This window comes from Cellulophaga baltica 18, assembly GCF_000468615.2.
GTDB classification, from domain to species: domain Bacteria; phylum Bacteroidota; class Bacteroidia; order Flavobacteriales; family Flavobacteriaceae; genus Cellulophaga; species Cellulophaga baltica.
Window position 1 is genome coordinate 3,083,957 of the sequence record NZ_CP009976.1, and the last position, 22,640, is coordinate 3,106,596.

Genomic DNA, 22,640 nt, shown 5'->3' on the forward strand with positions numbered 1-22,640 from the left:
TTAGGAGCGTTGCCAAGCATTTTTAAGAAATTCAAGATCTTTTTTGATGCGTTTAAATACCGCTTCTTTAGAAATTGATATTTCTTTATCACCATGTTCTGCACCCCCTAAATCATATTCACAATGTAATGACATTGGGATGTTATTAAGATGGTACTTTTTGAGTAATTTAAAATAGGCACTAAAGTCCACCATGCCTTCTCCTAGGGGTACATTTATAGGTTTCCAAACTCCCTCTTCTTGTCCCCATTTAAAATCTTTAATGACAATACATTTTATGTGAGATTGTATAAGTCGCAAACCTAGAGCCCAGCTAGTGCCTCCTTCTACTACGGCATGTCTAATATCATATTGTGTAGCGATATAATTAGGATCCCTATCTTTTATAATTTGATAAATATCCCATATTGGCGCTCCTACATGTAGCCCTGCGTGATTTTGATAGGATCCCGTGAGCTTCAGTTTTTTATTTAAAAGTTCTAAAGCCGCGAATTGGACTTTAAATTTTTCAATACTTTCTGGTATAGAATGGGCTTCTGAGTATTCTAACCAACCCATTCTATAATTTTTAAACCCTAGTTGGCTAGCCGTTTGTAAAATATTTTCAGTCTCTGGAGCTAACGCATTCGTGATATTTGTGGTTATCAATTCTGGCGTAAGTCCATAAGATTGCATCGCTTGGACTACTTTGGGAAGATCTCTATCCACATTTTCAGGGGCTACATGCCCACCTTTTCGTACGGTCACATCAAGACCATTAAAACCTAATTCGGCAGCAGCTCTAGACATCTTATCATAATCTAAAAACTGCAAATGCTTAGAGAACAAATGAACCTTCGGCCCTTCATTAAGCGCGGCCACATTTGCATCTTCTAATGCTTTCATTCCTAATAAGGGTATTGCAGCAAGTCCCATTACAGATAGTTTTAAAAATTCTTCACGAGATAAATTATTCATATAATTTTAGGTATAATTTTAAGATTATAATGGTAATTCATGATCAAAAACTTGAAAGTGTCAATAATATTTCTATTTTTGGTGAACCAATCTGGGTAACCAATTTAGGTATTTTTTTAGTAATTCAACCGTATTTATTTAATAAAATCTCCGTTAAAAACTATTCTCTATGGACCAATTGACGAACAAACCATCACTTTTAAAAAAGATTCTAGCCTTAGTTTTGGCTTTTGGCCCAGGAATATTTGCCATTGGATATACCATTGGTACCGGGAGTGTTACCTCTATGATCGTAGCAGGGAGTACCTATGGTATGCAATTACTTTGGGTGTTACTTTTAAGTTGTGTGTTTTCAGGAATATTAATGTATGCCTATGGTAATTTTGCTTTAGTAACAGGCGAAACCGCATTATTTGCTTTCAAGAAACATTTAAAATATGGAAAACTCATTGCAATACTAATTATAGTAGGAATTTCATTAGGACAATGGAATTCTTTGATGGGTATTTTAGGCATTTCTTCCAATATAATTTATGAAATTATTGTCATCTATTTTCCTAACTTATCAGGAAGTAGGTATGAAGTAGTACTGATAGTAGCATTGGTAGTAATTGCTATTATGTATAGCCTTCTCTTGGTCGGAAAATATACATTTTTTGAAAAAATCTTAGTTATTTTCGTAACCATCATGGGGCTATCTTTTATTATTTCCTTGTTTATGGTATACCCTTTACCCGTAGAAGTGGCACAAGGATTAATTCCGAGTATTCCTCAGGTAGAAGGTGGTAAAATGATGGTAGCTGCGTTTGTAGGAACCACTATGGCGGCTGCAACATTCTTATCAAGACCTTTATTTGTTAAAGGTAAAGGTTGGAATATGAGCAATAGATCACAACAAAAGAAAGATGCTATTATTGCAGCTATTTTAGTGTTTGTGATAAGTGCATCGGTTATGGCAGTAGCTTGCGGAGCCTTGTTTCATCAAGGGAAGCCTGTAACAGAAGTTTTAGATATGGTAAATACCCTAGAACCGGTGGCCGGTAAATTTGCACTGACGCTATTCTTTTTTGGAACTTTAAGTGCGGGTCTTTCATCAATATTCCCATGTTTATTGATTGCACCAATATTACTTGCGGATTATCAATCTGGGGAATTAGATACTAGCTCAAAACAATTTAAAATAGTGACAGGAATTGCTTCATGTTTTGCCTTGATTGTTCCCATTTTTGGTGCAAATCCGATACAAATGCAAATTTTGTCGCAGGTATTCAATGTTTTTGTACTTCCTTTAGTAATACTTGGAATTATATTGTTAGTGAATAATAAGGGCTTAATGAAAGCGTATAAAGCAGGGCTAGGCTTAAATGTAGGACTATTTGCGGCCTTATTCTTTGCCTGCGTTATTTCGTATAATGGGGTAGTGGCTTTATTTGATTTCTTCTGAAAATGCATATGAGTTAATTTCTAGTTTTTTTAAGTTACTTTAATACCAACGCACAGCCTATTTTTAAACTTTGAAAATAGGCTGTTTTGTTATGGAATAGCCGCAACGTTATAACAATCTATGAGAGTTTATTTAGCCGATGATGATCAAGACGATCGCCTGTTTTTTTCAGATGCTTTAAAGGAATTACCAATTAAAATTGATTTGACAACATTTCAAAATGGTGTTGATTTAATGGCAGACCTATTTTCTGAAGAACCCTTACCGAAAGCAATTTTTTTAGATTTAAAAATGCCAATGATGGATGGTTTTGAATGTCTTGCAGATATTAAAGCAGAAGAAAAATTTAACGGCATTGATGTTATAATTTATTCTACGTCCTTCAATGATTGGGAAGTAGAGAAGTTACAAGAAATGGGAGCTAATAGCTATTTGCAAAAACCTAGTTCTTTTAACCAGTTAAAAACGGTACTCTATCAATGTTTAGAGACCATTAAAACAAACGTAGGAAAATCTGAAGAAGAGCGACTTCAATTTTCTGTTCTGAAATAAATAGAAGGTTATGAATAAGATTCTTTGGGGATTGATAGGTTTACTTTTAATAGGTTGGGTACTTGGATTTTTAGTATTTAAAATTCTAGGAGGCATAATTCATATTCTTTTAATCATCGCAATAGGGCTAATTATTTACAATTGGTTTAGTGGAATAAAGGAAAAAGGTTAATTTGCAACCTAAATTTTATACACAAGAACTATGGCGTCAGGATTTTTTGCACTTTTAGACGACATCGCTGCCTTAATGGACGATGTTGCTGTAATGAGTAAAATCGCAACAAAAAAAACAGCTGGTATTTTAGGAGATGATTTGGCCGTGAATGCAGAAAAAGCATCTGGGTTCATGTCCGATAGAGAAATACCTGTACTATGGGCAATTACTAAAGGCTCATTTTTAAATAAATTGATTATCCTGCCTTTCGCGTTTCTACTAAGTGCATTTCTACCAGCAGCAATTACCATAATTTTAGTTCTGGGGGGTATTTATCTGGCCTATGAAGGGGCAGAAAAAATACTAGAATTTTTAGGGGTATTAAAGCATCATGAAAAGAAAGATTTAGATATGGACATGACCAATGAAGAGATTCTTGCCTTGGAGAAAGATCGTGTAAAAGCGGCGATTGTAACCGATTTTATTCTTTCCGTAGAAATTGTAATCATTGCATTAGGAACAGTGACCGAAAAGGAAATTTCTGTCCAAATCATGGTCGTAACCTTCATTGCTGTCTTAGCAACAGTAGGGGTTTATGGGATTGTGGCTTTGATTGTTAGAATGGATGAATTTGGATTAAAATTAATTAACTTAAATGAGCAAGAGGATAGTTTTTCAGATAAAGTAGGTCACCTTTTAGTAAACGCTTTACCATGGGTGATTAAAACACTAGCGGTAGTAGGTACAATTGCACTTTTGTTAGTAGCAGGCGGAATTTTTGTTCACAACATACACTGGCTTCATGATCATTTTAATATGGTTCCGGGTATGGTAAAAGAATTTATCGTAGGTCTTGTGTTTGGAGCCATAACCGTACTATTCGTTCAAATTTTCAAAAAACTGTTTAAAAAGAAAAAGTAAAACATACACTATGGAGAACCCTAAAGCCTTTACAACGTCTAAAAAAGCAATGGTGTTTCTTCATTATTTTGGTGGTGATGCCGGGAGTTGGCAATGGGTATGTAAACACTTAGAGGAAGAAGTCCAATGCTACCCTTTGAATCTTCCAGGTTTCGGGGGCACTTCTGTTTCTGAGACTCCATCAATCTCAAGCTTTTCAAAATATATTAATGATGAAATTGCGGCACTAGATCTCAAAGATTACATTCTAGTAGGACATTCTATGGGCGGTAAATTAGCTTTAAATGCGGCCTTGCAAAATGTAGCTAATCCTCCTAGTAAAATTGTATTAATTGCACCTTCGCCCCCAACAACAGAAGATATGTCTGCCGATGAAAAAGAGCGCATGCTAAAGCATCCAGATAAGGAAGAAGCAATACAAACGGTAAAAAATGGGACTGTCAAATCTTTGAATAAAGAACGATTTGAGTATGCGGTAAATTCGCAATTGAGAATAGTAGAAATTTCCTGGCAATGGTGGTTAAAGACAGGAATGAATAATTCTATTGCTACACAAGTCAAACAATTAACAACCCCCGTAAGCGTTATCTTTTCTGAAGATGATCCTGTGATTACAGAAGAAGCAATACAAAAAGAGGTGTTGCCTTATCTTCATAAAGCAACACCTATTTCTATGAAGGGTATCGGTCATTTGATTCCCCTAGAAGCTCCAAAGAAATTAGCACTTCTTTTAAAACAACTTTTAGCTTAGAAAGCAGATTCTACTGCTCCGCCATCCACGCGTATATTAGCTCCGTTGATGTAGGTAGCATGGTCAGAACACAAGAATGCAATAGTAGAGCCTACTTCTTCAGGTTTTCCTCTGCGCTCCATAGCAATGTGCGGTCTTTTGTTTTTTACGAACCATTCTACCGCTTCTTCTATAGAACAATTACGTTCTTCTGCCAAATCCTCCATCATAGCGTCTGTCATTGGCGTTTTTACATATGCGGGAGATACACAATTAAATAAAATATTTTCTTTTGAATAAGAACGCGATAAGCACTTAGATAAATTTATGATCCCTGCTTTACATGCATTGTACGGACTCTCTTCTTCATAGGGTTGGTATGCATTTTCTGATGATATCATAATCATTCTACCCCAGTTAAGCGCTTGCATTTGCGGAATGAAGGCTCTAGCAATACGCACAGCGCCCATTAAATCAACCTCTATGGTTTGCATCCAGTCATCATCAGAGAGACTTAAGAAATCTCCTGCAGCACCTCTTGCCCCTGCGGCATTGACTACGATATGCGCTCCTCCAAAATCATCTTTAATTTTTTTGGCTAAGGCTCTAACTTCTTCATTTTTAGTGATGTCTGCGGTAATTCCGAAAATTTTAGCATCCTTTCGAGTTTCTTTTAATTCCTTGATGGTATCATCTAACGCCTCTTGATCTCTATCAGACAGTATGATGGTAACTCCTTCATCGACTAAAAAGCCAGCGGTAGATTTTCCTATTCCTGAATCTGCACCTGTTATCAATGCTGTTTTTCCTTCTATATTAAATTTCATAAGCTTTTTTTTTATTAATACTCTAATTTAGAGCCTAATAAAAAAGTAGACTAGCTTAAAAACTGGAGATGTTAACACAATAGGTTTTGCGTTAATTTCTCTAGGGATTGGGTTATTTGCTGAGCTGAGAAAGTTCTTTTTCAGTAAGTTTTCTAAATGCGTACTTATAACCCTCAAAAGTAGCTATGGCATAAAATAATATATCCATAGGGCTAAAAGTTTCAGACATAATAGAAATAGCTTGCGCATAGTCAAAGAGTACTAACGTTTCCAGATACCCTAATTCTTCATAGGTTGCTATGGCACCTATGATAATAAAGAAATTCCCTAGGACACAACTTAGTAAAGTTATTACTCCACCTAATAATCCAAATCTCAGGTCAATTCCTTTACCAAAATATCCTGTGGCAAGCCCTACCATAGCACCAATACCTATAGCCATAAATCCAATTTGATATCCAGTAACAGTAGTGATCACAGCCCATACTAAAGCACCTATTATTCCCGCACAAATTCCGCCAAAAATAGCTGCAGGTAAATTTTGCTCGGCTTTTATTTTCGCTAAATTTTCATCAGAAACTAATGTTATCATGTCTTCACGCTGTAAATGCTTGTCGTCATTTAAGCGCTCTTCAATACTAGTATCTAGGGTGTAATTTGAACATGTGGGAGCAAAATCGGCCTTTAAACCCGTAAGATTACAAAGCATCCCTTGTTGCATATCTAGGGTACGGTTAGTACATTTTTTACAAAATACTAATTGCTCTTCTCTAGTCATTGTTAGGTTTTATTGAATTAGACGTGGGGTTAATACCGATAAATCTTTATGGTGTAGGTTTCCAAAGAAAACTAGGGTTTTCTTTTTGTAGATTAACTTAATCTTTTTGATATTATTTTTTTTGATATTTTTAAGTTGCTCTTTATTCAAGACATAATTTATTTTGGTAATCCAACATTTTGAAATGTTAGAAAAGTCGGAGCGTATCTCTTCAGTATCAGAGGTGATAATAAAATAGGTCTTACCATCGCAAAATACCAGTTGAGATCCTTTTGCTGTTTTGATATTAGAGTGGGATACTATGGTGGTATTCAAAAAATAGTATCCCGCTAAATTTTGAAAGCTAGCCCATACTTGTCCTTCGGTAGATTCTGCAATCTTATGACCGGGTATGTTTTGTATTTTATTTTCTGTGAAAGTATCTACATGATTACGTTCTAAAGCACGCACATTACCAAATGCGGCCAGAACTTTATCCATTTTTTTAAAAAAATTCATTAAGTGAGGTGGGTTGAAGGGTGGTTGATCTTTTGTCTTATGTGGTACTCAATTTTTTTACATAAATAGATGTGTTAGTTTTAGGTTAATCAGTATTTAAAAGTGTAATTAGTCGAATTTAAGGTGCTAGTTGTAATTCTTAATTGTGTTACAAGGTGTACTTTTTAAATAAAAAAAAGGATGAGTAACTTTAAGAGGTAAGCAATAATTTGTGCCATATTACTTATCTTTTTAGTGAGTACTTAGCTCTAATACTACAAACACATAGGTCTTGTAGGGTAGTAGAACAATTACAATTAGCAATTTTTGTCATTGAAATAGTGGTTTGGCAATATTTTAAGTAATTTCTTACGGATTTTATAGTGTAAACGAAATTTTGTGAGAAATTAAACAATTGCAATACTCGTGAGTATTTTCTGTATATTTCTTATTTAATCGATGAAGCGCTATTTTTATCGATTAAATGATGTTGAATATGAATGACTTAGTATTTATGTCTCTATAATTGTAGAAAATAGAAAATATACTAACTGTGAGGGGTATGTAACAGTGTAAATACGCTGATGTTTTGTAAGAAAATTTAAAATGGGCGAAAGTATAGGATAATTTCCTATACACTTAAAATAAATTGAAATATCTAATGTTTATGTTCGTATTTTGTTGAGACTAAGTTATTTCACTTATAACCCAATGTGGCCATGATAAGATGGGTAGGTTCTACTTTAATTTGTCCTTTTGTAGGAATCATATGTTGCCATACCCAATTGTAATGTTCAATAATTTGCGCTGCTTTTAAATGTGGACGTTCTCCTGTTGTGTGTGCATCACCTACAATGGTAATATTATACTCTTTGGTTAAAGCAGATTGTACGGTAGCTTCTACACAAAAATCTGTAGCGCAACCTGTAATAAATAATTCCGTCACTTCTAATTCTTTTAGCTGGGTTTGAAGTGTAGAAGCATAGAAAACATCATTGGCATATTTATCAATTTTAAGGTCAGCCTTATTTATTTCCAATTCATCAAGATTCTCCCATGGAGTACTATTTTTTTCGAATTCTCCAGTTCCTGAGCCATCATGTTGTATACATATAACAGGATAGTGTAATTCTCTAAATACTGATGCCAACGTATTAATACGTTTTATTACCCCTGGAGTATCATGCCTTGGGGTCTCTTCCGTAAACGATCCTTTCTGCATGTCAATAATCAATAGAGCTTTGTTTTTTTTCAAATTCATTTCTTTTTTTATTTTCATCAAATACGTATGGTATTAATGATATGGTTAGTTTTTTTCGACTGTAAAAGAATAAGGTTCAAAGAGGCTGCCATCAATCTTTAGAAAATCGCCTTGCATAGAATTTGCACTAATTTTCAAAGAGACTATTCCTGTAATGGCATCTGTAGTGCAGGTGCCATCCGCCAAATAGTGTAGCACTTCTCCATCCGCATTAGGGTTACAGGCATCTGGATATTTTTTAAGATCTAAGCCCATTGTTTTTCCCGCAACACCCACATGTGCCTGAATTAAGCCATCTGTTTTTTTGTAATGCTGGTTATCTTCACTGCCTACACAATGAGGATTTGCTCCATTTGGAGATGTTGTCAAAGCTATAGAACTACAATTGGAGTCATTTATTTTTAGGGGTTTCGTACGCCAAACATTATGAGAACTGGCAGTAAGTAAAACATTCACATTATAGGTCGAAGCTAAATCTATCATTCCTTGGCTATCTATAAAAGATTGATTTTTCTCCATATCTATCCAGGGTAGATGATTGATATGGATAATCCAGAATCCTTTTTGTTGTGCATCAGCATATACCGCCTTTACCCATTCATAATTCTCACTTCCTACGGCATATTTACCTTTTAAATATTTTTGATCTTCTAACGTTTCTGTTGTACTCTCTTGAAATGCTACCGAGGTGGCAACTATTCTAACTTTTGCAGTTCCTTTTATAATGTCAGTATACCATAAATAAGGGTATTTACCTTTATATGCATGTTTGGGTACTGTTCCTGTAGGTACCTACAGACTTTCTACCGTTAGGAAAATTAAGGGTTTTTGCATAGGTCATGATATCTCCATCCTGATTTTTGCTATCATGATCCCCAGCAACAAATAACATAGGCGTAGTACCCGCTATTTTATTAGCCTTAGAAGCCCATTTTTTGGCATTGTTCCTATTGTACTCGTAATTGTGATCAATACCATCATAAGATAAATCCCCTAGCATAAGAATTAAGTCATGAGAGGCCCCTTTTGTAAGACTTAGGGTAGTAGCACCATTTGGTCCCCACTGGTCATCCCAATCTCCTCCTACAGCTATGGTGATCACTTCTGATGAGTTTGTGGGTACCTTGCTTAGGGAACTCTTTTTAGACGTCATGCAAGTGCTTAGGGTACATAGAAGCATAAAATATTTAAGCATAGCGTAAAGCTCAAATTAGTTAAGTGCTTATAAATATCATTTTAATTTTTGGATATTGGCTTTGTTGTAATGGAAAATTTTTGTCAGATATTATCGGAGCAAGTATTACAACCTGCAAAGTCCAAAGGGTTTTTCATTTAAAATTATTTCTATTTTCTGATTTTTCTCTGAGAATACTTTCTTTTAGTTTTTATGAGGTGATACCTTAAATCATCGTAAAACAAACTCATCATTAGAATAATAGCAGCAAATGCGAGTGTCTTCAGTTCTAAATTAAACGTAGAATATAAAAGTCCGCCAATAATACCACCCGTAAAAAAGAATAATATAATATAAATTCGAAGTTTAATATTCGACTTTAGTTTTTCGCGCTTGAGGTATACTTTTGGAAAAAATAACTGAGATAGATCAATACCTAAATCGGTAAATAGCCCTGTAAGATGCGTCGTTCTTACTACCGCATTTGATATTTTGGTAACAAAAGAGTTTTGAACTCCCATAGCAAATAGCAGCAAACACACAATGACATTCGGATATTCCATTTGAATGGAGGTACTGAAAAATCCAATACCAAATAGCACTAGTGCTTCCATTAGCGTTGGGACTAAGAACACGTTGAGTTTTTTGTTATTTCTATATTTTTCAATCAGAAAGCTAGATAAAAATGAACCTATCAGAAAGGAGAAAATATAAATAAAATAAATTGTGCCTTTCCAAAATTCAAAATTAGCAACGTCATTAACAAATAGCGCAAAATGCCCAGTGACATTTGTTGTTAATTGCTTAAAGGATAAAAAGCCTGTAATATTCACAATTCCTGCTACAAAAGAGAGCACTGTAGCAATTCGCAGATTGTGTTTTAATGTTCTGCTTTTGCCTTGATGTCTAAACATTTATTGTTTTATTTTGCATGTTTTAAAGTTTAATTTTGAAATACAAGCCCGATTAATCTTGGAATTTCACTCTTATTATCTTCATCAAACCATTCTTTTAATTCCATGAGTTTTAATCCGTTTTTTTCTGCCACCGCTATATATTCTGAAATATGGTGCACATGTGTTTCTAATTCTTGCGTACCTTCTTCAGTTTCATATCTAGCTTTACTACCAGAATACTGTTTGAAAGGGTGTAATTCGCTCACAAAGAAAATCCCATCATTTTTTAACGTTTCACTTACCTGTTTGAAAACAAGATTTAAATCTTTAATATGTTCAAGAATTAAACTACAGGTTACCAAATCTGCAAAATCATTTTTAATATTCCATGAGGTGGTTATATCTCTTTTTTTAAAAACAACACGTTCGTCTTTAATTTTTTCTTTGGCTTTCGCCAACATATTTTCTGAAAAATCTAGGGCAATTATTTCATCGGCTTTTTCTAATAAAAATGCTGTGTTTTTTCCAGTACCGCAACCTAGTTCTATAACCTTTGAAAAATTAAAATTACGAAGGGTTTCCATGCTTGCTTTTTTATCCAGGTCTATTGTTTTATTTGAGTTTATGTCATAACCTTCTGCCCAATCATTGTAGGCCTTTTTTATACTCATTTCTTATAATTTTCGTGTTCTCAAAATACCTAAGTGTGTTTGCGAGCTTCGTTGTAGATAGCTTCTGAATTTTAAGATCTATTGTGCCTTAGTATTCAATTTTTATTGGAATTCTAATTAAAGTTTATATTTAGTTGCAAGCTGATTGGGTATTTTTATTTTTCCACTGAATCCAATATTCTTGTAGCCCTTCAGGTGTTTTTTGAATAGAGCTTATTTCTAGATGATGCCCTTTCATTGTAACATGTTCAAGTTCTTTTTTTCTCGTGTTCAAGGAGGGCTTATGGTTCCAACCTCCAACGTGATCAAAAGAAGTATAGGCTTCACATTTAGAATTTACACTGATAAAAGGAATGAAAAGTGTGTATACTACTTGACCACTGCCCATTCCTTTGGTAGACATTTGAATAGCGGAAAAGGATACTTTTTTATATTTATTTTTGGAATAAAGTTCCTTTAATTGATCTCCTACGGCGGCACTCATTGCATTAGAAAATTGATGCGCAATGTCTTGTTGGTCTATAAATTCAGGCCCTGCGTATGTTCCGCTACAATCATTATCAGTACACTCAATCTCTTGTAATGTCTTAGTTTTATGTGTGGTGTTTTTGTTTTTCTGAGCAACACAATTTAATTGAAATAAACCAAAGAGAAACGTATAAAAGATGGTTTTCATAGAGTATTCTGAATAAAAGAAAGGTGTTATGCACAACATCTTAGTGATTGTGGTACTAATTTAAAAAATAATATCCGAATAGCTTGGCATTGAAACGCGAGGCTTTAAAAATAAAAACAAAGCGGGAATAAATATTGTTAGTTACGTGTGTAGCGCTATGGATTACGCGCTCTATTTTTAAAACCAAATAGTTCTTATTTCAAATCAGATCATGAGATTTTTATATTTTAGTTTGTAATTTCTCGCGGAGCTATTTTCTTTCTTTTGCGCTTAGAGCCTGGGGTAGAGCTTCCATATTGGAGTGATCAAAACTTTTGCTATTTACATAGGTTTGTTTTATCTAAAATAAGGTATGCTATTTCTATAGAAAGAAAAAGAGGCTATTGCTAGAAGTAGAGGAGACGTTGTTTCTAAATCTAGCCTTAATAAAGCATTAATTTCTAAGACTCTATGGAACCTAGATCTTTTCTACCCATGTAAATTAATCATTTTTAGCAAAATAACCTTCATTAGATACAGCTTGATCACTTACAGAGATCTCTGCCGTTTTAAACCAAACTTCCGCATAATTGCCATCTTCATATTGTTTTTGAATATCACCACCATGGGTTTCAGCACCAGAACACCAATTTTTATTAACCTCAGGAGATTTTCCATTCGTTTGATTGTAAGTTCCTAGTTTAAAAAATAACCCTTCCCCGGTATATCCATTTTTACGCTCCACCCCGTCTTGACCAATTGGCACAAACAATTTTTGTGTTTGCTCAGGAATGGCTGCTGTTGTTGTGTATTCTGATTCGATTAAGTTTTTGGTAAATGTTTTAGCCTCATGTCCTTCACTTGTAAATTTTAAGTTCATAATACCATCCTTAACTTCTATCTCATAGCTAAATTCTTCCCCTAAAGCAATTCCTTCTTTTGGTTCTTCAGGATAGTTATTTTCTTCGGGACCCACTACGGAAAAATCATTACCCCAAACAGCAGTAGAGTAATCCCATCTTCCAGAATTGTCATCTCCAGCAGTATTGATCTCATAATGCCAAAAAACAGAACCTTTGGTGTGTCCAGGGAATTTTTTGTAAAATATTTTTAGAGGTTCATTCTCATGGCCATCAGCGCTATGAATTTGACCCACCACTACCGCATGAGAAGCTGCAACTCTGGCGTCACCAGTGGCAGAAACGTTCATGACTTTAAGCGTTGCTGTCAGTTTATCATTTGCAGTTTTTGGATACCATTTTTTTGCTTGAGCCAATTCGGTTCTTGTATTGTTGGAAGTTCCGTGTGTATCGCCTGCATTTGGTGCTTTGTAAACGACCCAATTGCTCTCACCATCGTTGGTAGTATAAAAGAAATCTTTGTTTTCAAAATTAGTAGCAAACCCTGCATTAGAACCATCACCTAAAATTAATTTCCAATGGTCAAAAAACGGAATAACGTCACTTGCATAAACGGTTTTTTGAACTTCTTTTACGCTTGTACTGTCTACCGTTACAGTAGTTGTTTTTTTATCCGTATCTAAACAACTAGTTAGGACTAGAAATATACTTAGGGCTAAAAAAGTAAATGTTGGTGTATGATTTTTAGTGTTCATTGAGTTGTTATTTTGATGAATATCATTGGTGCACAGCAGGACTCGTCTGTGGTTTTCAGTGTGCTTAATCATCTAATTTAGTGAATAAAAAATGAATTGACTATTCGTTCTTTAGTTTAAGCAACTATGAGGGAGTACTAAAATATAGATAGCTTTGGTTTTCTGTGTTCGCTATAATTTTCTGCGCTGCAGTAATGCTAACAATTTAGAAATATATAATGGAAGTCACGCTATAAAAACCTAGGTAGTTTTATAGATTATAATAAACTTTTTTTGAAAGCTAATTCTTCGTAACAATAGGGTTAGGCCGACTTAAAATTTCCAAAGGTTAGTGCAGTTAATAATAGCCCTATACCAATACCTATACTCAAACCTTTCGTGATATCAGTTAAGACTAAAAATTGTGAGCCTATGTGAGAAGCAGCAACAATAAACATGGCAATAGGTATAAGAATTAATGCTTTTCTCTTAGCTGTTTTTTTCATCTGATGGTAATTTTATGTATTAGTAGTGTGTTTCTATAAATTGTTACAGTAATGGTTTCCTATTTTTCTGGTTATATAGAATCGTATTTCTTTAGGTAAATAGTAACTGACTTATTTCTTTTCTGACTTTTTATAAATCCATTCCATGACAAAGCAGAACAAAATTAGGGCTATGGAAATAATCACTCCCATAGTATTTGAGGTATATTGTTGGTGTATTAGAATGATGGTTGCCACCATACATAAAACAAACCCTACTAAGGGAATGAACTTTGTACCGCCTGTTTCTTTAGATAATCGATATCCGACAAGATTAACCATCCCAAAAATGAGTAAAAAGCCAACGCTACCTGCAGTAGAGATACTTTCTAGTTTAAGAACATTTACTAGAATTAAAGTGGTAATCGCTGTAATCATTAAACCAATGGGCTGGTTCCAGAGCTTTGCTAAAAAGTGATGTGGTAATTCGTCATCCTCTGCTATTTCATAATTGACCTTGCTTCCTCCATAAAGTGATGCATTGATTGCGGAAAATGTTGAAATTAATGCGGCTACAGTAATGATAGAAAAGCCAATGTTCCCCAACATGGGTTTAGCAGCTTCTGCCAAAACATAATCTTGCGCTGTTGCAATTTTTGCAAATGGCAGCGAGCCTATGGTTACAAAAGCTATAATGATATATAAGACAATCACGAAGATTACAGAATAGTAATAGGCTTTGGGTATATTTTCTTCAGGATTAATTATATCAGGAGCGGCATTTGCAATAAGTTCAAAGCCTTCATAAGCTACGAAGATTACCATTCCGCCAGCAAATAATTTAATGGGGGCTTCCCATTGGGTAATTGCTAATTGCGCAACATTTGGGTTGCCAATTAAACCGTACGCACCAATAAAAATAAAGGAAATTAGAATTACTAATTTGATGATCACCGCATAAGATTCTATTTTGCCTACGACCGCAATACTATAGTAATTAATGGCTGTCGCTACAATGATAATTGCACTTGCATAAATATGGGAATCAATTATTTTGCTATGCGTTAATTCCCATAAATTTGGCGCATAAGATCCAAATGCAGAAGCATACAGTGAAAGCATAATAATATAGCTGATCCATAACAGGTTATTAATACCGCCGCTAAAGATTGTTTTCCCGAAACCTTGGTTGATAAATTTAACCGTGCCACCTCTGTCAGGATACTTTTTTGATAGTTTAACATAACTGTACGATGTCAGTAAAGCTAATATACCTGCAAGTAAAAAGGCTACTGGTGTGCCTCCTTTAGCGAGGGATACTGCAAGGCCGAGTACGGCAAAAATTCCACCTCCCACCATTCCTCCAATTCCGATAGAAATAGCTGCTTTTAAGTCTATTTTTTTATTCATGTGAACTGTGTATTTAAGTACGCTTCAAAATTATGAACAAGAGCTCTATTACTTTTATAAGGTACTCTTAAGCTGTCTTTTATATAGAACATAAAAAGCGGCTCTATTAAAGGTTGTGGTACTTATTTTATGCGTTATATAGATACGTACCCAAATATAGTAGTTTTACTTGCATTTGAGTCTGTGGTAACGTTATTTCATTAATGCTATTGTGAATAGTTTAGATCAATAATCATCCAAACATACATAAGTAATTTCAGTAGCAATACCATAGCGAAAGAGGCTAATAAACTATACAAGAATTTATGGTTGCTGTCGTTATATTTTGGTTTGATAAAATAGATTTGTAGCGGTATAAAGAGTAGAAAGGCGATGAGTGCGATACTTGTAGCCACAAAAGAAAAACCTACTATTGCCAATTCTCCTAGGAAATTAAAAGTGGCGCTAGAAAATGCTAAGAAATCATCCAAGGAGTTAGATCCACTCGGATTACTATAATCGGAATTATTCTTTTTAAATAAAAAAAAGAGTTCAATAAAGAATAGCATACTATTGAATGCTAAATAGAGTAGGAGCCAGATGGTTTTCTTGAATAGTTGTTTCATTATTGGAACAGTACTATTTTTTTTAAAATATACCATAGCCTAAAGATTATATCAATTTCTATTTTAATAGGAATCGCTTCATACCCATTTCTTAGGTGTTTTATTATTTCTTGTGTTGAAATCCGTTTTGAAAATTGTTTTCAAGTCTTACTGTTTTCATGGTCAGATTTCAATCGTTATATAATTGTGGCGATACATAGAACTCCAACTACAATTAGAAGGAATACTCCTAAAATTAAGGTACAACCTGGTTTTTCCATTTTTTTCCTGTCTGCCGGTGAGGCAGGTTTTAATTTATTCATTCTTAAAAGTCAAATTAAAAATTTGGCGGACTTTATAAAAAATACACAAACCTTTCGATCCTGCTTGCCGGAAGCCAGGTAAGCCCGAAGCCCGTATTGTTTATAGGTTGTGTTGGCATTAGTTTTTATTTCGCGTAAGAAATTTAATCAAAGTACGATTATTTAGCTTTTTATACAGAGAAAAAATCGCAATAGAGATTAAGCATAAATAACCTATAATCACATTTGTTTTTCCAAATTGAGCTATTCCTAATGCGATACCACTTATCCCAACTCCAGTTTCTTTTATTGAGTATGCATATCCCTTCGACATTTCATTAGCATAGTAAAAAGACCAAAAGAAAAGACCGGTAACAATCAAAATCGCAAAAATTTGAGGTTTTGCATGTTTATATATAGAAGGTTTCTTCTCCGAATAATTAAATTTTATTAATGTGTTTCTTATAACATTGAATATCTCCTCACTTATTTTTTCATCGCCAATTTCAATATCTTCGGTAGAATCATTTCCATAATTCACCTTAATTGATTCTTTCCCATTTGGGTGTTCAACACTACTAATATATGAAAACGGAATACTGAAAATATCATCCGGGAAAATCCCTTTATCTAAATTACTCAGTAATTGGTTTTTATCGTATTTTTTAATATTGCTCGATATTAAGGCATTTTCAGATAAAGCAACTAAATGAGGCTTGTTCCTGTCTATTAGCCAATATTTTTTCATTTTTTTCAAATGTGCTGAATATTTATGGATAAGAATAGTTGCGGATTTGTGCGGGAGCAATTTGTGAAGGAAATTCGGATGTTACAAACACGCAACGACCTTTGATTAAGACTAAACCACAATTATTTTTGCACGATGCTAGCAAATGGAGTTTTATCCGCTGGTAAATTAAGTTTTTCAAAAATACTAATCAATTCAGCAAGCGAATTTTTCTCAATCAATTCCGTATTGATTTTCAGTTCCTCTGTTTCTGTTTTTAAGGTATAATCTCCAGCGAATTTTTTAATCCAGTTTATTTCGTTCAGTTTTATTTTCTTTCCATATGGTGTGTTTTTTTTAATAATTCCATTTTCTACAGTTAAGTATTGATTCGTAATATTCCATAAAAATTGTCCAATATATAAAGTTCCAGCCAATAAATATCCGTAATCAGTCCAACGTATTGCGTCATCTTGAATTAGACTGATTACGCCTAATAAAATCCAGAATAATCCAAGTGTTAAATTTATATAATTTCTTTTTTTCTTGTATTTAATTTTCATATGTGATCGGTTTTTTCGCTGTCACGTCCTAAAATAAGGCTAAGTTATGATTAGTGCGTAGGCAATGAAACGGTATCGTTTCCGCCTTAGTACGTGGCAAAAACTTTTTGTTTCGATTTATTTTAGTTTATAAAGCAAAATCGGAAAGGTTTTTCAGCCATAGTAAATATACATAAAACTTTCGATTTTACCCTCAATTTTGTATTAATTTTAGGTTTGTTAGCAATAGTTATTTGGATATTAGTTGATTTAATTGCTCCTGTAATTCGGTTATAGTGTGTTGTACATTATCAGAATCGGATTCTTCTTCCCTAATTCCATTTGATATGAAACTAATAACACCTTCCTTATTTACAATTAAAATTTTTGGATAGGCACCAGGTTTAAAAAAATTGTCCAAGAGTTCTTTTTGGTCGGTGACAATGTCAAAATTAAATGGCTTTCTTTTCAAAAATTCAATTACTTTAGATTTTGGGTCAAAGGTAATAGCAATGAAATTGACTTTATTTTCATACTTGATTTTTAATGTATTCAATTGCGGTATTTCCTTTAAACAAGGAGCGCAGTTAACAAACCATAAATTAATAAAAGTTACTTTTCCCTTAAGAATTTGATTATTTAATTTGGAACCAGTTAAAGTGATTAATTCCAATTCAGTTAATTTCTCATCTTGTAATTCAAAGATTTCATCTCTTTTATAATCAACTTTTTTTAAGTCAAGACTTAATTTCACAAAGGTTATTGTAGAGTCATTCCGTTTTATAGTTTCTCCAAATTCATAGATTACACTATTAGCTATATATCCATATTTTTTAACGGAGGTCTTATTATAATTATCCTTTGTTTTATTTAAAAATTTTTGAATACTGTCTTTTGTTGATAGTATTTTTTCAGTTCCTGCAATCTGATAATATTCCTGTGCTATCGCAATAGAGGTTATCCAGAAAATTAATATTGTCAATATATTTTTCATAATTATAGCTAATGTTTCGGCTCGTATGATTTTGTTGTGGAATTTCACGCAGTGAACATTCCGTCGATACCAAGCGAAGATTTAAAGGTAGGGATTTTCCGTAGAAAATTCCGCCACAATGAATTATAGGCGTTGTGCCTGTTGCACAAGTTAGCAATTAATTGACATACCGTTAAAGTAAATTATTGATTGATTTCTTAACTTTAAGAATGCAAGGCAAAAAAACATATCAAGAAAAGCTTTTTAATAGTTTTCGCTTAAGCGAACGAGTTCCTCAAGACAATTTTTATCGTTTATTAAAAGGTGTATTAGATTTAAATTTTCTCTATGTTCAAACCAAGAGTTACTATGGCGACAGTGGACAGAAGAGTATAGATCCGGTAGTGTTTTTCAAGTTGTGTTTGGTTGGTTATTTAGAGAATATTATCAGTGACCGTAAATTAATACAGCATTGTTCTATGCGATTAGATCTACTGTTTTTTATTGGTTATGATACCTGCCTGCCGGCAGGCAGGTAGATGATGAACTTCCTTGGCATAGTACGATAAGTAGGACTCGTCAGTTGTTTCCTGAGTCAGTATTTGAAGAAGTTTTCACTAAAGTACTTCGTATGTGTATAGAAAAGGGAATGGTAAGTGGTCATACACAAGCTATTGATTCCGCCCCAATAAAAGCGAATACGAGTATGGATACTTTGGAGTTAAAAGTACCTGAAGATGAATTGGAAGAACACTACGAAAGGTTCGCGTGTTTAGTTCTATGGACAAAGAAACACCGCATCGTAAAAGCAAAGGCGATAAGTCAGATAGAGGTGAGCGTATTGTTACAGCGAGCAAGAAAGAACTGGGTGCTATCCAAAGCAGAAATAAGAAATGGAGTACAGATCAAGACCAGCGACCAGGGTCAGGAAACAAAGGCTCGAAGTATACCAGTAATAAAACTCATTACAGTCCTACTGATCCAGATGCTCGGATTAGTGTAAAGCCTGGCAAGGCTCGGAAGCTTAATTACTTGAGTCAGTTAAGTGTGGATACGGCTAGTCATGTCATCACCGATATTCGGGCGTATCATGCCGATGGTAAGGACAATCAACAATTACCAGATATAGTAGAACGTTTACATAAGCGTTTGTGGCACCAGGGTCTGTTTTGGGAAAATTGTGTTGCTGACACTGGCTACAGTAGTGGCGAGAACTATGCTTATTTAGAGCAGAAAGGACTTAGAAGTTTTATTCCTCCACATGGGACCTATAAAGGCGGCCCGAATGGTTTTATTTATAATAGGGAAGAAGATTATTATCAGTGTCCACAAGGAAATATTATCCCCTTTACCAAAGAGTTTAATGATTATAGAACAGGAACAAAAAAGAAAGAATATAGGGCACGAAAACATGTTTGTGTTGCTTGCCCAATGCGCAGTAGTTGTCTAGGGGAAAGTGCCCAAGAAAAGAAGTTTAGTGTAACGTATTACCGAGAAGAATACGAACGTAATAATGCTAGGGTACACAGTCCACAGGGCAGATACATGAAAGGCAAACGCCAAAGTACAGTTGAACCCGTATTTGGTACTTTAACGCAGTTTATGGGCTTACGGAAAATAAATACGCTAGGTTTAAAACAAGCCAATAAGGTGATGCACCTATCAGCAATAGCCTATAATCTGAAAACCTGCCTGCCGGCAGGCAGGAGTACCTGAAATTCACTCAAAAACACGTAAAAAGTGGAGCAGGAATGGGGTCTTTATTCATTCTTCTAAAAAAGACATTATATGCTCTAAAAAACTCACGTTTGAGCACCTTAAAAATAACCAATTACTTAACTAATTGAAAAATGAAACTGCCTTAAAAGGCGGTTACAAAGGCCATTGTTTTGTAAATTATGGAGTTGTGCAACGGTTACTTGTGTTGTAAAACGTTTTTTCTGCCTAATGAGTTTTTTCCCTGTATCTTTCATTTTTTGCTAAAGTCCAGATATTTAAAGCCTTACTTTTAAGTCCATTTGCGTTATCTGGCTCAATTACTTCAATTTCAGTAATTCCAGTTAAAGCTATTCGATAGTTTTTATTTTCCAATAGATAGCCGTCAATAAAGATTTCAGTCCGTTTGTCCATTCCAAAAAAATCTTTCAATTCCGATTGAGTTTTATTGGCAGGACTTTCTTTTAAATCCACGAATACGATTCCATATTCCGTAAGATTGTAAAATCCATTACTTTCTCTATTTCCCTTGTCTTTAAGGACAGATATTTTATCTACTTTTTCTTTTACCTCTTCTTTTGAAGTACCTAAACTTTTAATCAAGTATTCATTTCCGATAATATATTTATTAAAAAGATAGCTCGGATTTTGAGTTTTCGCTTGTGGTAATTTCACATAATCTTCCTGCGAAAAGATAGTTGTAGACAAAAATAAAATAGACATGAGTGTAATGAATCGGTGCATTTTTAAAATGTTTTACAACGTTCAAGCTATGAGTAGTGCGGAGCCAAGGAAACCTTTTTGTTTCCGTCTACGCATGTAGCAAAAGCTTTTTGTTTTGGTTTATTTTTTCTTCGCCAGAGCAAAATCGGAAAGATTTTGCGGACACAGTAAATATACGCAAACCTTAGAATTAAACACTAAACCCGCATTACTTGTAGGTATTGTTGCCCAACGTTTTTTATTAATCATAAATTTTCGGAGGAAGCGGGATTTGTGTTGTTTGTCGCGAATAATCGAAAAATACTCTCAATTGGATAGAATCCCTTATTTCACTTTTAATATCATCAAAAGAACGTGTAATCCTAGTCAAAACCTCTTTAAGCTGCTTTCCGTTTTTATTTGTATCGATTGTAACTTCCACAAGTGCTTTACTCGGAGAATCTGAATAAATTTCATTTTGCCCTTTATTTAAATAATGCTGTTTTAAAATTCTTTTTAATTCGCTTATCGGATATCCATTGTCAATAAGGATTGAATCTGATTTTATTTGAAGAACATTTTTGCGCTTAATAAGTCCACTTCCGTAAAAATAGGCTATTATCCTTTTTTTAATTTTTCCGTCGTCAAATTCTACAATCATATTTCCGTAATCATTATCAAAATATCCATCATCAATACTATCCGTTATTTGACGAAAATTTAATTTGGTTGTATCTAAATCAATTAATTCATGATTTTGGTTTATTAACTCGTTATCTGTTGGATAATATCTGATTTCTCTTGAATCGTTTTCACAATTTAAGAACAGAATAATTAACGATACGAATATTATTTTTTTCAAATCTCGACTAACGTCAAATTTAGTTATTTTTTGTTCTTATCCCTTTATTGATAGTCTATTCGCATATTTTACCCCTTTGTTTTTCTGAAAAAAACCTTAAAATTTGACGTTAGCTCAAGGAATTAATCGGATTCTGATATTGGGAATGTTTGGCAACGTTAAGTATAAGAAATCGTAGGGCAGGTGATAAGCACTTACGTTTGGGTTTATTACTTAGCTAAATATAAATATTTTGCTTTTATCTTTTCTACTATAAATGCCAAATTTTATATTTAGCGGACTTCATAAATATGCACAGACCTTTCGGTTTAGCAAATAGCCCTATGTTTTTTATACATTGTTACCCACTGGCTTTATTCTAATTCTTCACATTTAAAATCGTGATTATTAAATAACATTTTAGTCAAATTTACTATGTTTTCTGCGCTATCAACTCTAAAAATATTATCACAATCCTCAAGGTCGAAATTCCATTTTGAATTAGGCAGAATATCGTTGATAAATGGTTTAAGTTCCTTTACTTCTTTTTTAAATTTTACTGATGTTTTAAATACGTAAATCATTTTTTCTGATTTGTCATTTCTATAATTTTTTTTAAATCAGATAATGCACCACCATTAAAAACTTTTTTAAACCCCTTTTCTTTTAAGATTTTTTCAACATCTACACTTCGTAATCCGTGGGAACAATAGGTAATATATGTTTTTGAAGTGTCTAATTCGTTATAACGTTCTTTGATGAGTTTTGAAGAAATATTGATTGAGCCATCAATGTTACCTCTGTCAAATTCTTTTTCTGTTCTAACATCTAAAATAATGGCACCATTTTTTATCATTTTCCCCCAACCCTTTGTCTATTGTCATAAGTCGATAAATTCTGTTCTGAATGTAAAGTATCAGAACTATCGTTGCTATAATACCGATTGTTATTAATGCTATCTTTCTCATAATTTCTTTAAAATTTTATTGTCAATGTAAAAAGTTCCAAATGGCACAAAACAAGCTAAAATAACCTTCCACGTGGTAGTTTTAAATTTCCATTCGTATTCAATTGCTACACTTAAGGTGTTGAATAAAAATAGTAGAAATATTGCTCCGTGAATTGGTCCTAAAGTTTTGGATAAACTTGGGTTTTTAAAATAGTATTTCATTGGCATAGCAACGAAGATTAAAGCCAACAAAGAAATACCTTCAAGGAATCCAATAAATCTTAATCTGCCAACTTTTGTTTTAAATAATTGTATCAT

26 protein-coding genes and 1 pseudogene are annotated in these 22,640 nt (G+C 33.8%); 6 read left to right on the forward strand and 21 right to left on the reverse strand.

Annotated features, from left to right (window positions below; translation table 11 throughout):
• Complete coding sequence (locus tag M666_RS13080) at positions 1–957, reverse strand: sugar phosphate isomerase/epimerase family protein (protein WP_029446223.1); 957 nt, start codon at positions 955–957, stop codon at positions 1–3.
• A gap of 169 nt (positions 958–1,126) precedes the next feature.
• Between M666_RS13080 and M666_RS13085 the strand changes: the two genes are divergently transcribed.
• The 5 genes from M666_RS13085 to M666_RS13105 all read left to right on the forward strand — a co-directional run bounded on the left by M666_RS13085 (position 1,127) and on the right by M666_RS13105 (position 4,779).
• Complete coding sequence (locus tag M666_RS13085) at positions 1,127–2,401, forward strand: Nramp family divalent metal transporter (protein WP_029446224.1); 1,275 nt, start codon at positions 1,127–1,129, stop codon at positions 2,399–2,401.
• A 120-nt stretch (positions 2,402–2,521) separates the two neighbouring features.
• Complete coding sequence (locus tag M666_RS13090) at positions 2,522–2,953, forward strand: response regulator (RefSeq protein WP_024480497.1); 432 nt, start codon at positions 2,522–2,524, stop codon at positions 2,951–2,953.
• A gap of 10 nt (positions 2,954–2,963) precedes the next feature.
• Positions 2,964–3,125: a lmo0937 family membrane protein gene (locus tag M666_RS20380; RefSeq protein WP_024480498.1), complete on the forward strand. Its 162-nt coding sequence runs from the start codon at positions 2,964–2,966 to the stop codon at positions 3,123–3,125.
• Between the two features lie 30 nt (positions 3,126–3,155).
• Positions 3,156–4,028 (forward strand): DUF808 domain-containing protein, encoded by an 873-nt coding sequence (locus M666_RS13100; protein WP_029446225.1) that lies wholly within the window; start codon positions 3,156–3,158, stop codon positions 4,026–4,028.
• Positions 4,029–4,038: 10 nt separating this feature from the next.
• Positions 4,039–4,779, forward strand: coding sequence for an alpha/beta fold hydrolase (locus tag M666_RS13105; protein ID WP_029446226.1), 741 nt, complete (start codon positions 4,039–4,041; stop codon positions 4,777–4,779).
• Here the strand turns inward: M666_RS13105 and M666_RS13110 are convergent.
• The 16 genes from M666_RS13110 to M666_RS13185 all read right to left on the reverse strand — a co-directional run bounded on the left by M666_RS13110 (position 4,776) and on the right by M666_RS13185 (position 18,135).
• Positions 4,776–5,585, reverse strand: a complete 810-nt coding sequence (locus M666_RS13110; protein ID WP_029446227.1) for an SDR family NAD(P)-dependent oxidoreductase — start codon at positions 5,583–5,585, stop codon at positions 4,776–4,778. The genes M666_RS13105 and M666_RS13110 overlap by 4 nt on opposite strands.
• Positions 5,586–5,697: 112 nt before the next feature.
• Positions 5,698–6,363: a hypothetical protein gene (locus M666_RS13115; RefSeq protein ID WP_029446228.1), complete on the reverse strand. Its 666-nt coding sequence runs from the start codon at positions 6,361–6,363 to the stop codon at positions 5,698–5,700.
• A 9-nt stretch (positions 6,364–6,372) separates the two neighbouring features.
• A complete protein-coding gene (locus M666_RS13120) occupies positions 6,373–6,843 on the reverse strand; it encodes a hypothetical protein (RefSeq protein WP_024480503.1) in 471 nt (156 codons plus the stop codon).
• A gap of 694 nt (positions 6,844–7,537) precedes the next feature.
• Positions 7,538–8,095 carry an isochorismatase family protein gene (locus tag M666_RS13125; protein ID WP_029446229.1) on the reverse strand — a complete coding sequence of 186 codons (558 nt, stop codon included), beginning with the start codon at positions 8,093–8,095 and terminating at the stop codon, positions 7,538–7,540.
• Between the two features lie 51 nt (positions 8,096–8,146).
• Positions 8,147–8,620 (reverse strand): hypothetical protein, encoded by a 474-nt coding sequence (locus tag M666_RS13130; protein WP_029446230.1) that lies wholly within the window; start codon positions 8,618–8,620, stop codon positions 8,147–8,149.
• A gap of 238 nt (positions 8,621–8,858) precedes the next feature.
• Positions 8,859–9,254, reverse strand: a complete 396-nt coding sequence (locus M666_RS13135; protein WP_029446231.1) for a metallophosphoesterase family protein — start codon at positions 9,252–9,254, stop codon at positions 8,859–8,861.
• A 191-nt stretch (positions 9,255–9,445) separates the two neighbouring features.
• Positions 9,446–10,189 (reverse strand): YoaK family protein, encoded by a 744-nt coding sequence (locus M666_RS13140; protein ID WP_029446232.1) that lies wholly within the window; start codon positions 10,187–10,189, stop codon positions 9,446–9,448.
• Between the two features lie 29 nt (positions 10,190–10,218).
• The gene (locus tag M666_RS13145) at positions 10,219–10,842 is read right to left on the reverse strand and encodes a class I SAM-dependent DNA methyltransferase (protein WP_029446233.1); all 624 of its coding nucleotides are present in this window, start codon (positions 10,840–10,842) and stop codon (positions 10,219–10,221) included.
• Positions 10,843–10,972: 130 nt separating this feature from the next.
• A complete protein-coding gene (locus tag M666_RS13150) occupies positions 10,973–11,518 on the reverse strand; it encodes a hypothetical protein (RefSeq protein ID WP_029446234.1) in 546 nt (181 codons plus the stop codon).
• A gap of 481 nt (positions 11,519–11,999) precedes the next feature.
• Entirely contained in the window at positions 12,000–13,112 is a 1,113-nt protein-coding gene (locus M666_RS13155; protein ID WP_029446235.1) for a polysaccharide lyase family 7 protein, read from the reverse strand.
• A gap of 302 nt (positions 13,113–13,414) precedes the next feature.
• A complete protein-coding gene (locus M666_RS13160) occupies positions 13,415–13,597 on the reverse strand; it encodes a hypothetical protein (protein WP_029446236.1) in 183 nt (60 codons plus the stop codon).
• 111 nt (positions 13,598–13,708) lie between these two features.
• On the reverse strand, positions 13,709–14,986 hold the full coding sequence (locus M666_RS13165; protein WP_029446237.1) for an APC family permease: 1,278 nt from the start codon (positions 14,984–14,986) through the stop codon (positions 13,709–13,711).
• Between the two features lie 206 nt (positions 14,987–15,192).
• A complete protein-coding gene (locus M666_RS13170) occupies positions 15,193–15,591 on the reverse strand; it encodes a hypothetical protein (RefSeq protein ID WP_151198058.1) in 399 nt (132 codons plus the stop codon).
• 420 nt (positions 15,592–16,011) lie between these two features.
• A complete protein-coding gene (locus M666_RS13175; protein ID WP_029446239.1) occupies positions 16,012–16,620 on the reverse strand; it encodes a hypothetical protein in 609 nt (202 codons plus the stop codon).
• Positions 16,621–16,742: 122 nt separating this feature from the next.
• Entirely contained in the window at positions 16,743–17,162 is a 420-nt protein-coding gene (locus M666_RS13180) for a hypothetical protein (RefSeq protein ID WP_029446240.1), read from the reverse strand.
• A gap of 229 nt (positions 17,163–17,391) precedes the next feature.
• Entirely contained in the window at positions 17,392–18,135 is a 744-nt protein-coding gene (locus M666_RS13185) for a TlpA family protein disulfide reductase (protein WP_029446241.1), read from the reverse strand.
• Between the two features lie 209 nt (positions 18,136–18,344).
• On the opposite strand from M666_RS13185, the pseudogene M666_RS20950 reads away from it, so the two are divergent.
• A pseudogene (locus tag M666_RS20950) lies at positions 18,345–19,961 on the forward strand (IS1182 family transposase).
• A 97-nt stretch (positions 19,962–20,058) separates the two neighbouring features.
• On the opposite strand, the gene M666_RS13200 reads toward M666_RS20950, so the two are convergent.
• From M666_RS13200 to M666_RS13220, 4 genes are all read right to left on the reverse strand, one after another.
• Positions 20,059–20,553 carry a hypothetical protein gene (locus tag M666_RS13200; protein ID WP_029446242.1) on the reverse strand — a complete coding sequence of 165 codons (495 nt, stop codon included), beginning with the start codon at positions 20,551–20,553 and terminating at the stop codon, positions 20,059–20,061.
• 241 nt (positions 20,554–20,794) lie between these two features.
• Positions 20,795–21,394, reverse strand: a complete 600-nt coding sequence (locus M666_RS13205) for a hypothetical protein (RefSeq protein ID WP_029446243.1) — start codon at positions 21,392–21,394, stop codon at positions 20,795–20,797.
• Positions 21,395–21,953: 559 nt separating this feature from the next.
• Positions 21,954–22,229, reverse strand: coding sequence for a rhodanese-like domain-containing protein (locus tag M666_RS13215; RefSeq protein ID WP_029446245.1), 276 nt, complete (start codon positions 22,227–22,229; stop codon positions 21,954–21,956).
• A gap of 108 nt (positions 22,230–22,337) precedes the next feature.
• The gene (locus M666_RS13220; RefSeq protein WP_029446246.1) at positions 22,338–22,640 is read right to left on the reverse strand and encodes a DUF3817 domain-containing protein; all 303 of its coding nucleotides are present in this window, start codon (positions 22,638–22,640) and stop codon (positions 22,338–22,340) included.

Bases quoted from the DNA above. Each gene is read 5' to 3' on its own strand.
- M666_RS13215 (WP_029446245.1), bottom strand. From the start codon at position 22,229: ATGATAAAAAATGGTGCCATTATTTTAGATGTTAGAACAGAAAAAGAA.
- M666_RS13200 (WP_029446242.1), bottom strand. From the start codon at position 20,553: ATGTCTATTTTATTTTTGTCTACAACTATCTTTTCGCAGGAAGATTAT.
- M666_RS13170 (WP_151198058.1), bottom strand. From the start codon at position 15,591: ATGAAACAACTATTCAAGAAAACCATCTGGCTCCTACTCTATTTAGCA.
- M666_RS13100 (WP_029446225.1), top strand. From the start codon at position 3,156: ATGGCGTCAGGATTTTTTGCACTTTTAGACGACATCGCTGCCTTAATG.
- M666_RS13080 (WP_029446223.1), bottom strand. From the start codon at position 957: ATGAATAATTTATCTCGTGAAGAATTTTTAAAACTATCTGTAATGGGA.
- M666_RS13140 (WP_029446232.1), bottom strand. From the start codon at position 10,189: ATGTTTAGACATCAAGGCAAAAGCAGAACATTAAAACACAATCTGCGA.
- M666_RS13220 (WP_029446246.1), bottom strand. From the start codon at position 22,640: ATGATACAATTATTTAAAACAAAAGTTGGCAGATTAAGATTTATTGGA.
- M666_RS13165 (WP_029446237.1), bottom strand. From the start codon at position 14,986: ATGAATAAAAAAATAGACTTAAAAGCAGCTATTTCTATCGGAATTGGA.
- M666_RS13085 (WP_029446224.1), top strand. From the start codon at position 1,127: ATGGACCAATTGACGAACAAACCATCACTTTTAAAAAAGATTCTAGCC.
- M666_RS13145 (WP_029446233.1), bottom strand. From the start codon at position 10,842: ATGAGTATAAAAAAGGCCTACAATGATTGGGCAGAAGGTTATGACATA.
- M666_RS13175 (WP_029446239.1), bottom strand. From the start codon at position 16,620: ATGAAAAAATATTGGCTAATAGACAGGAACAAGCCTCATTTAGTTGCT.
- M666_RS20380 (WP_024480498.1), top strand. From the start codon at position 2,964: ATGAATAAGATTCTTTGGGGATTGATAGGTTTACTTTTAATAGGTTGG.
- M666_RS13135 (WP_029446231.1), bottom strand. From the start codon at position 9,254: ATGACGTCTAAAAAGAGTTCCCTAAGCAAGGTACCCACAAACTCATCA.
- M666_RS13090 (WP_024480497.1), top strand. From the start codon at position 2,522: ATGAGAGTTTATTTAGCCGATGATGATCAAGACGATCGCCTGTTTTTT.
- M666_RS13150 (WP_029446234.1), bottom strand. From the start codon at position 11,518: ATGAAAACCATCTTTTATACGTTTCTCTTTGGTTTATTTCAATTAAAT.
- M666_RS13185 (WP_029446241.1), bottom strand. From the start codon at position 18,135: ATGAAAAATATATTGACAATATTAATTTTCTGGATAACCTCTATTGCG.
- M666_RS13105 (WP_029446226.1), top strand. From the start codon at position 4,039: ATGGAGAACCCTAAAGCCTTTACAACGTCTAAAAAAGCAATGGTGTTT.
- M666_RS13180 (WP_029446240.1), bottom strand. From the start codon at position 17,162: ATGAAAATTAAATACAAGAAAAAAAGAAATTATATAAATTTAACACTT.
- M666_RS13110 (WP_029446227.1), bottom strand. From the start codon at position 5,585: ATGAAATTTAATATAGAAGGAAAAACAGCATTGATAACAGGTGCAGAT.
- M666_RS13120 (WP_024480503.1), bottom strand. From the start codon at position 6,843: ATGGATAAAGTTCTGGCCGCATTTGGTAATGTGCGTGCTTTAGAACGT.
- M666_RS13115 (WP_029446228.1), bottom strand. From the start codon at position 6,363: ATGACTAGAGAAGAGCAATTAGTATTTTGTAAAAAATGTACTAACCGT.
- M666_RS13160 (WP_029446236.1), bottom strand. From the start codon at position 13,597: ATGAAAAAAACAGCTAAGAGAAAAGCATTAATTCTTATACCTATTGCC.
- M666_RS13130 (WP_029446230.1), bottom strand. From the start codon at position 8,620: ATGGAGAAAAATCAATCTTTTATAGATAGCCAAGGAATGATAGATTTA.
- M666_RS13155 (WP_029446235.1), bottom strand. From the start codon at position 13,112: ATGAACACTAAAAATCATACACCAACATTTACTTTTTTAGCCCTAAGT.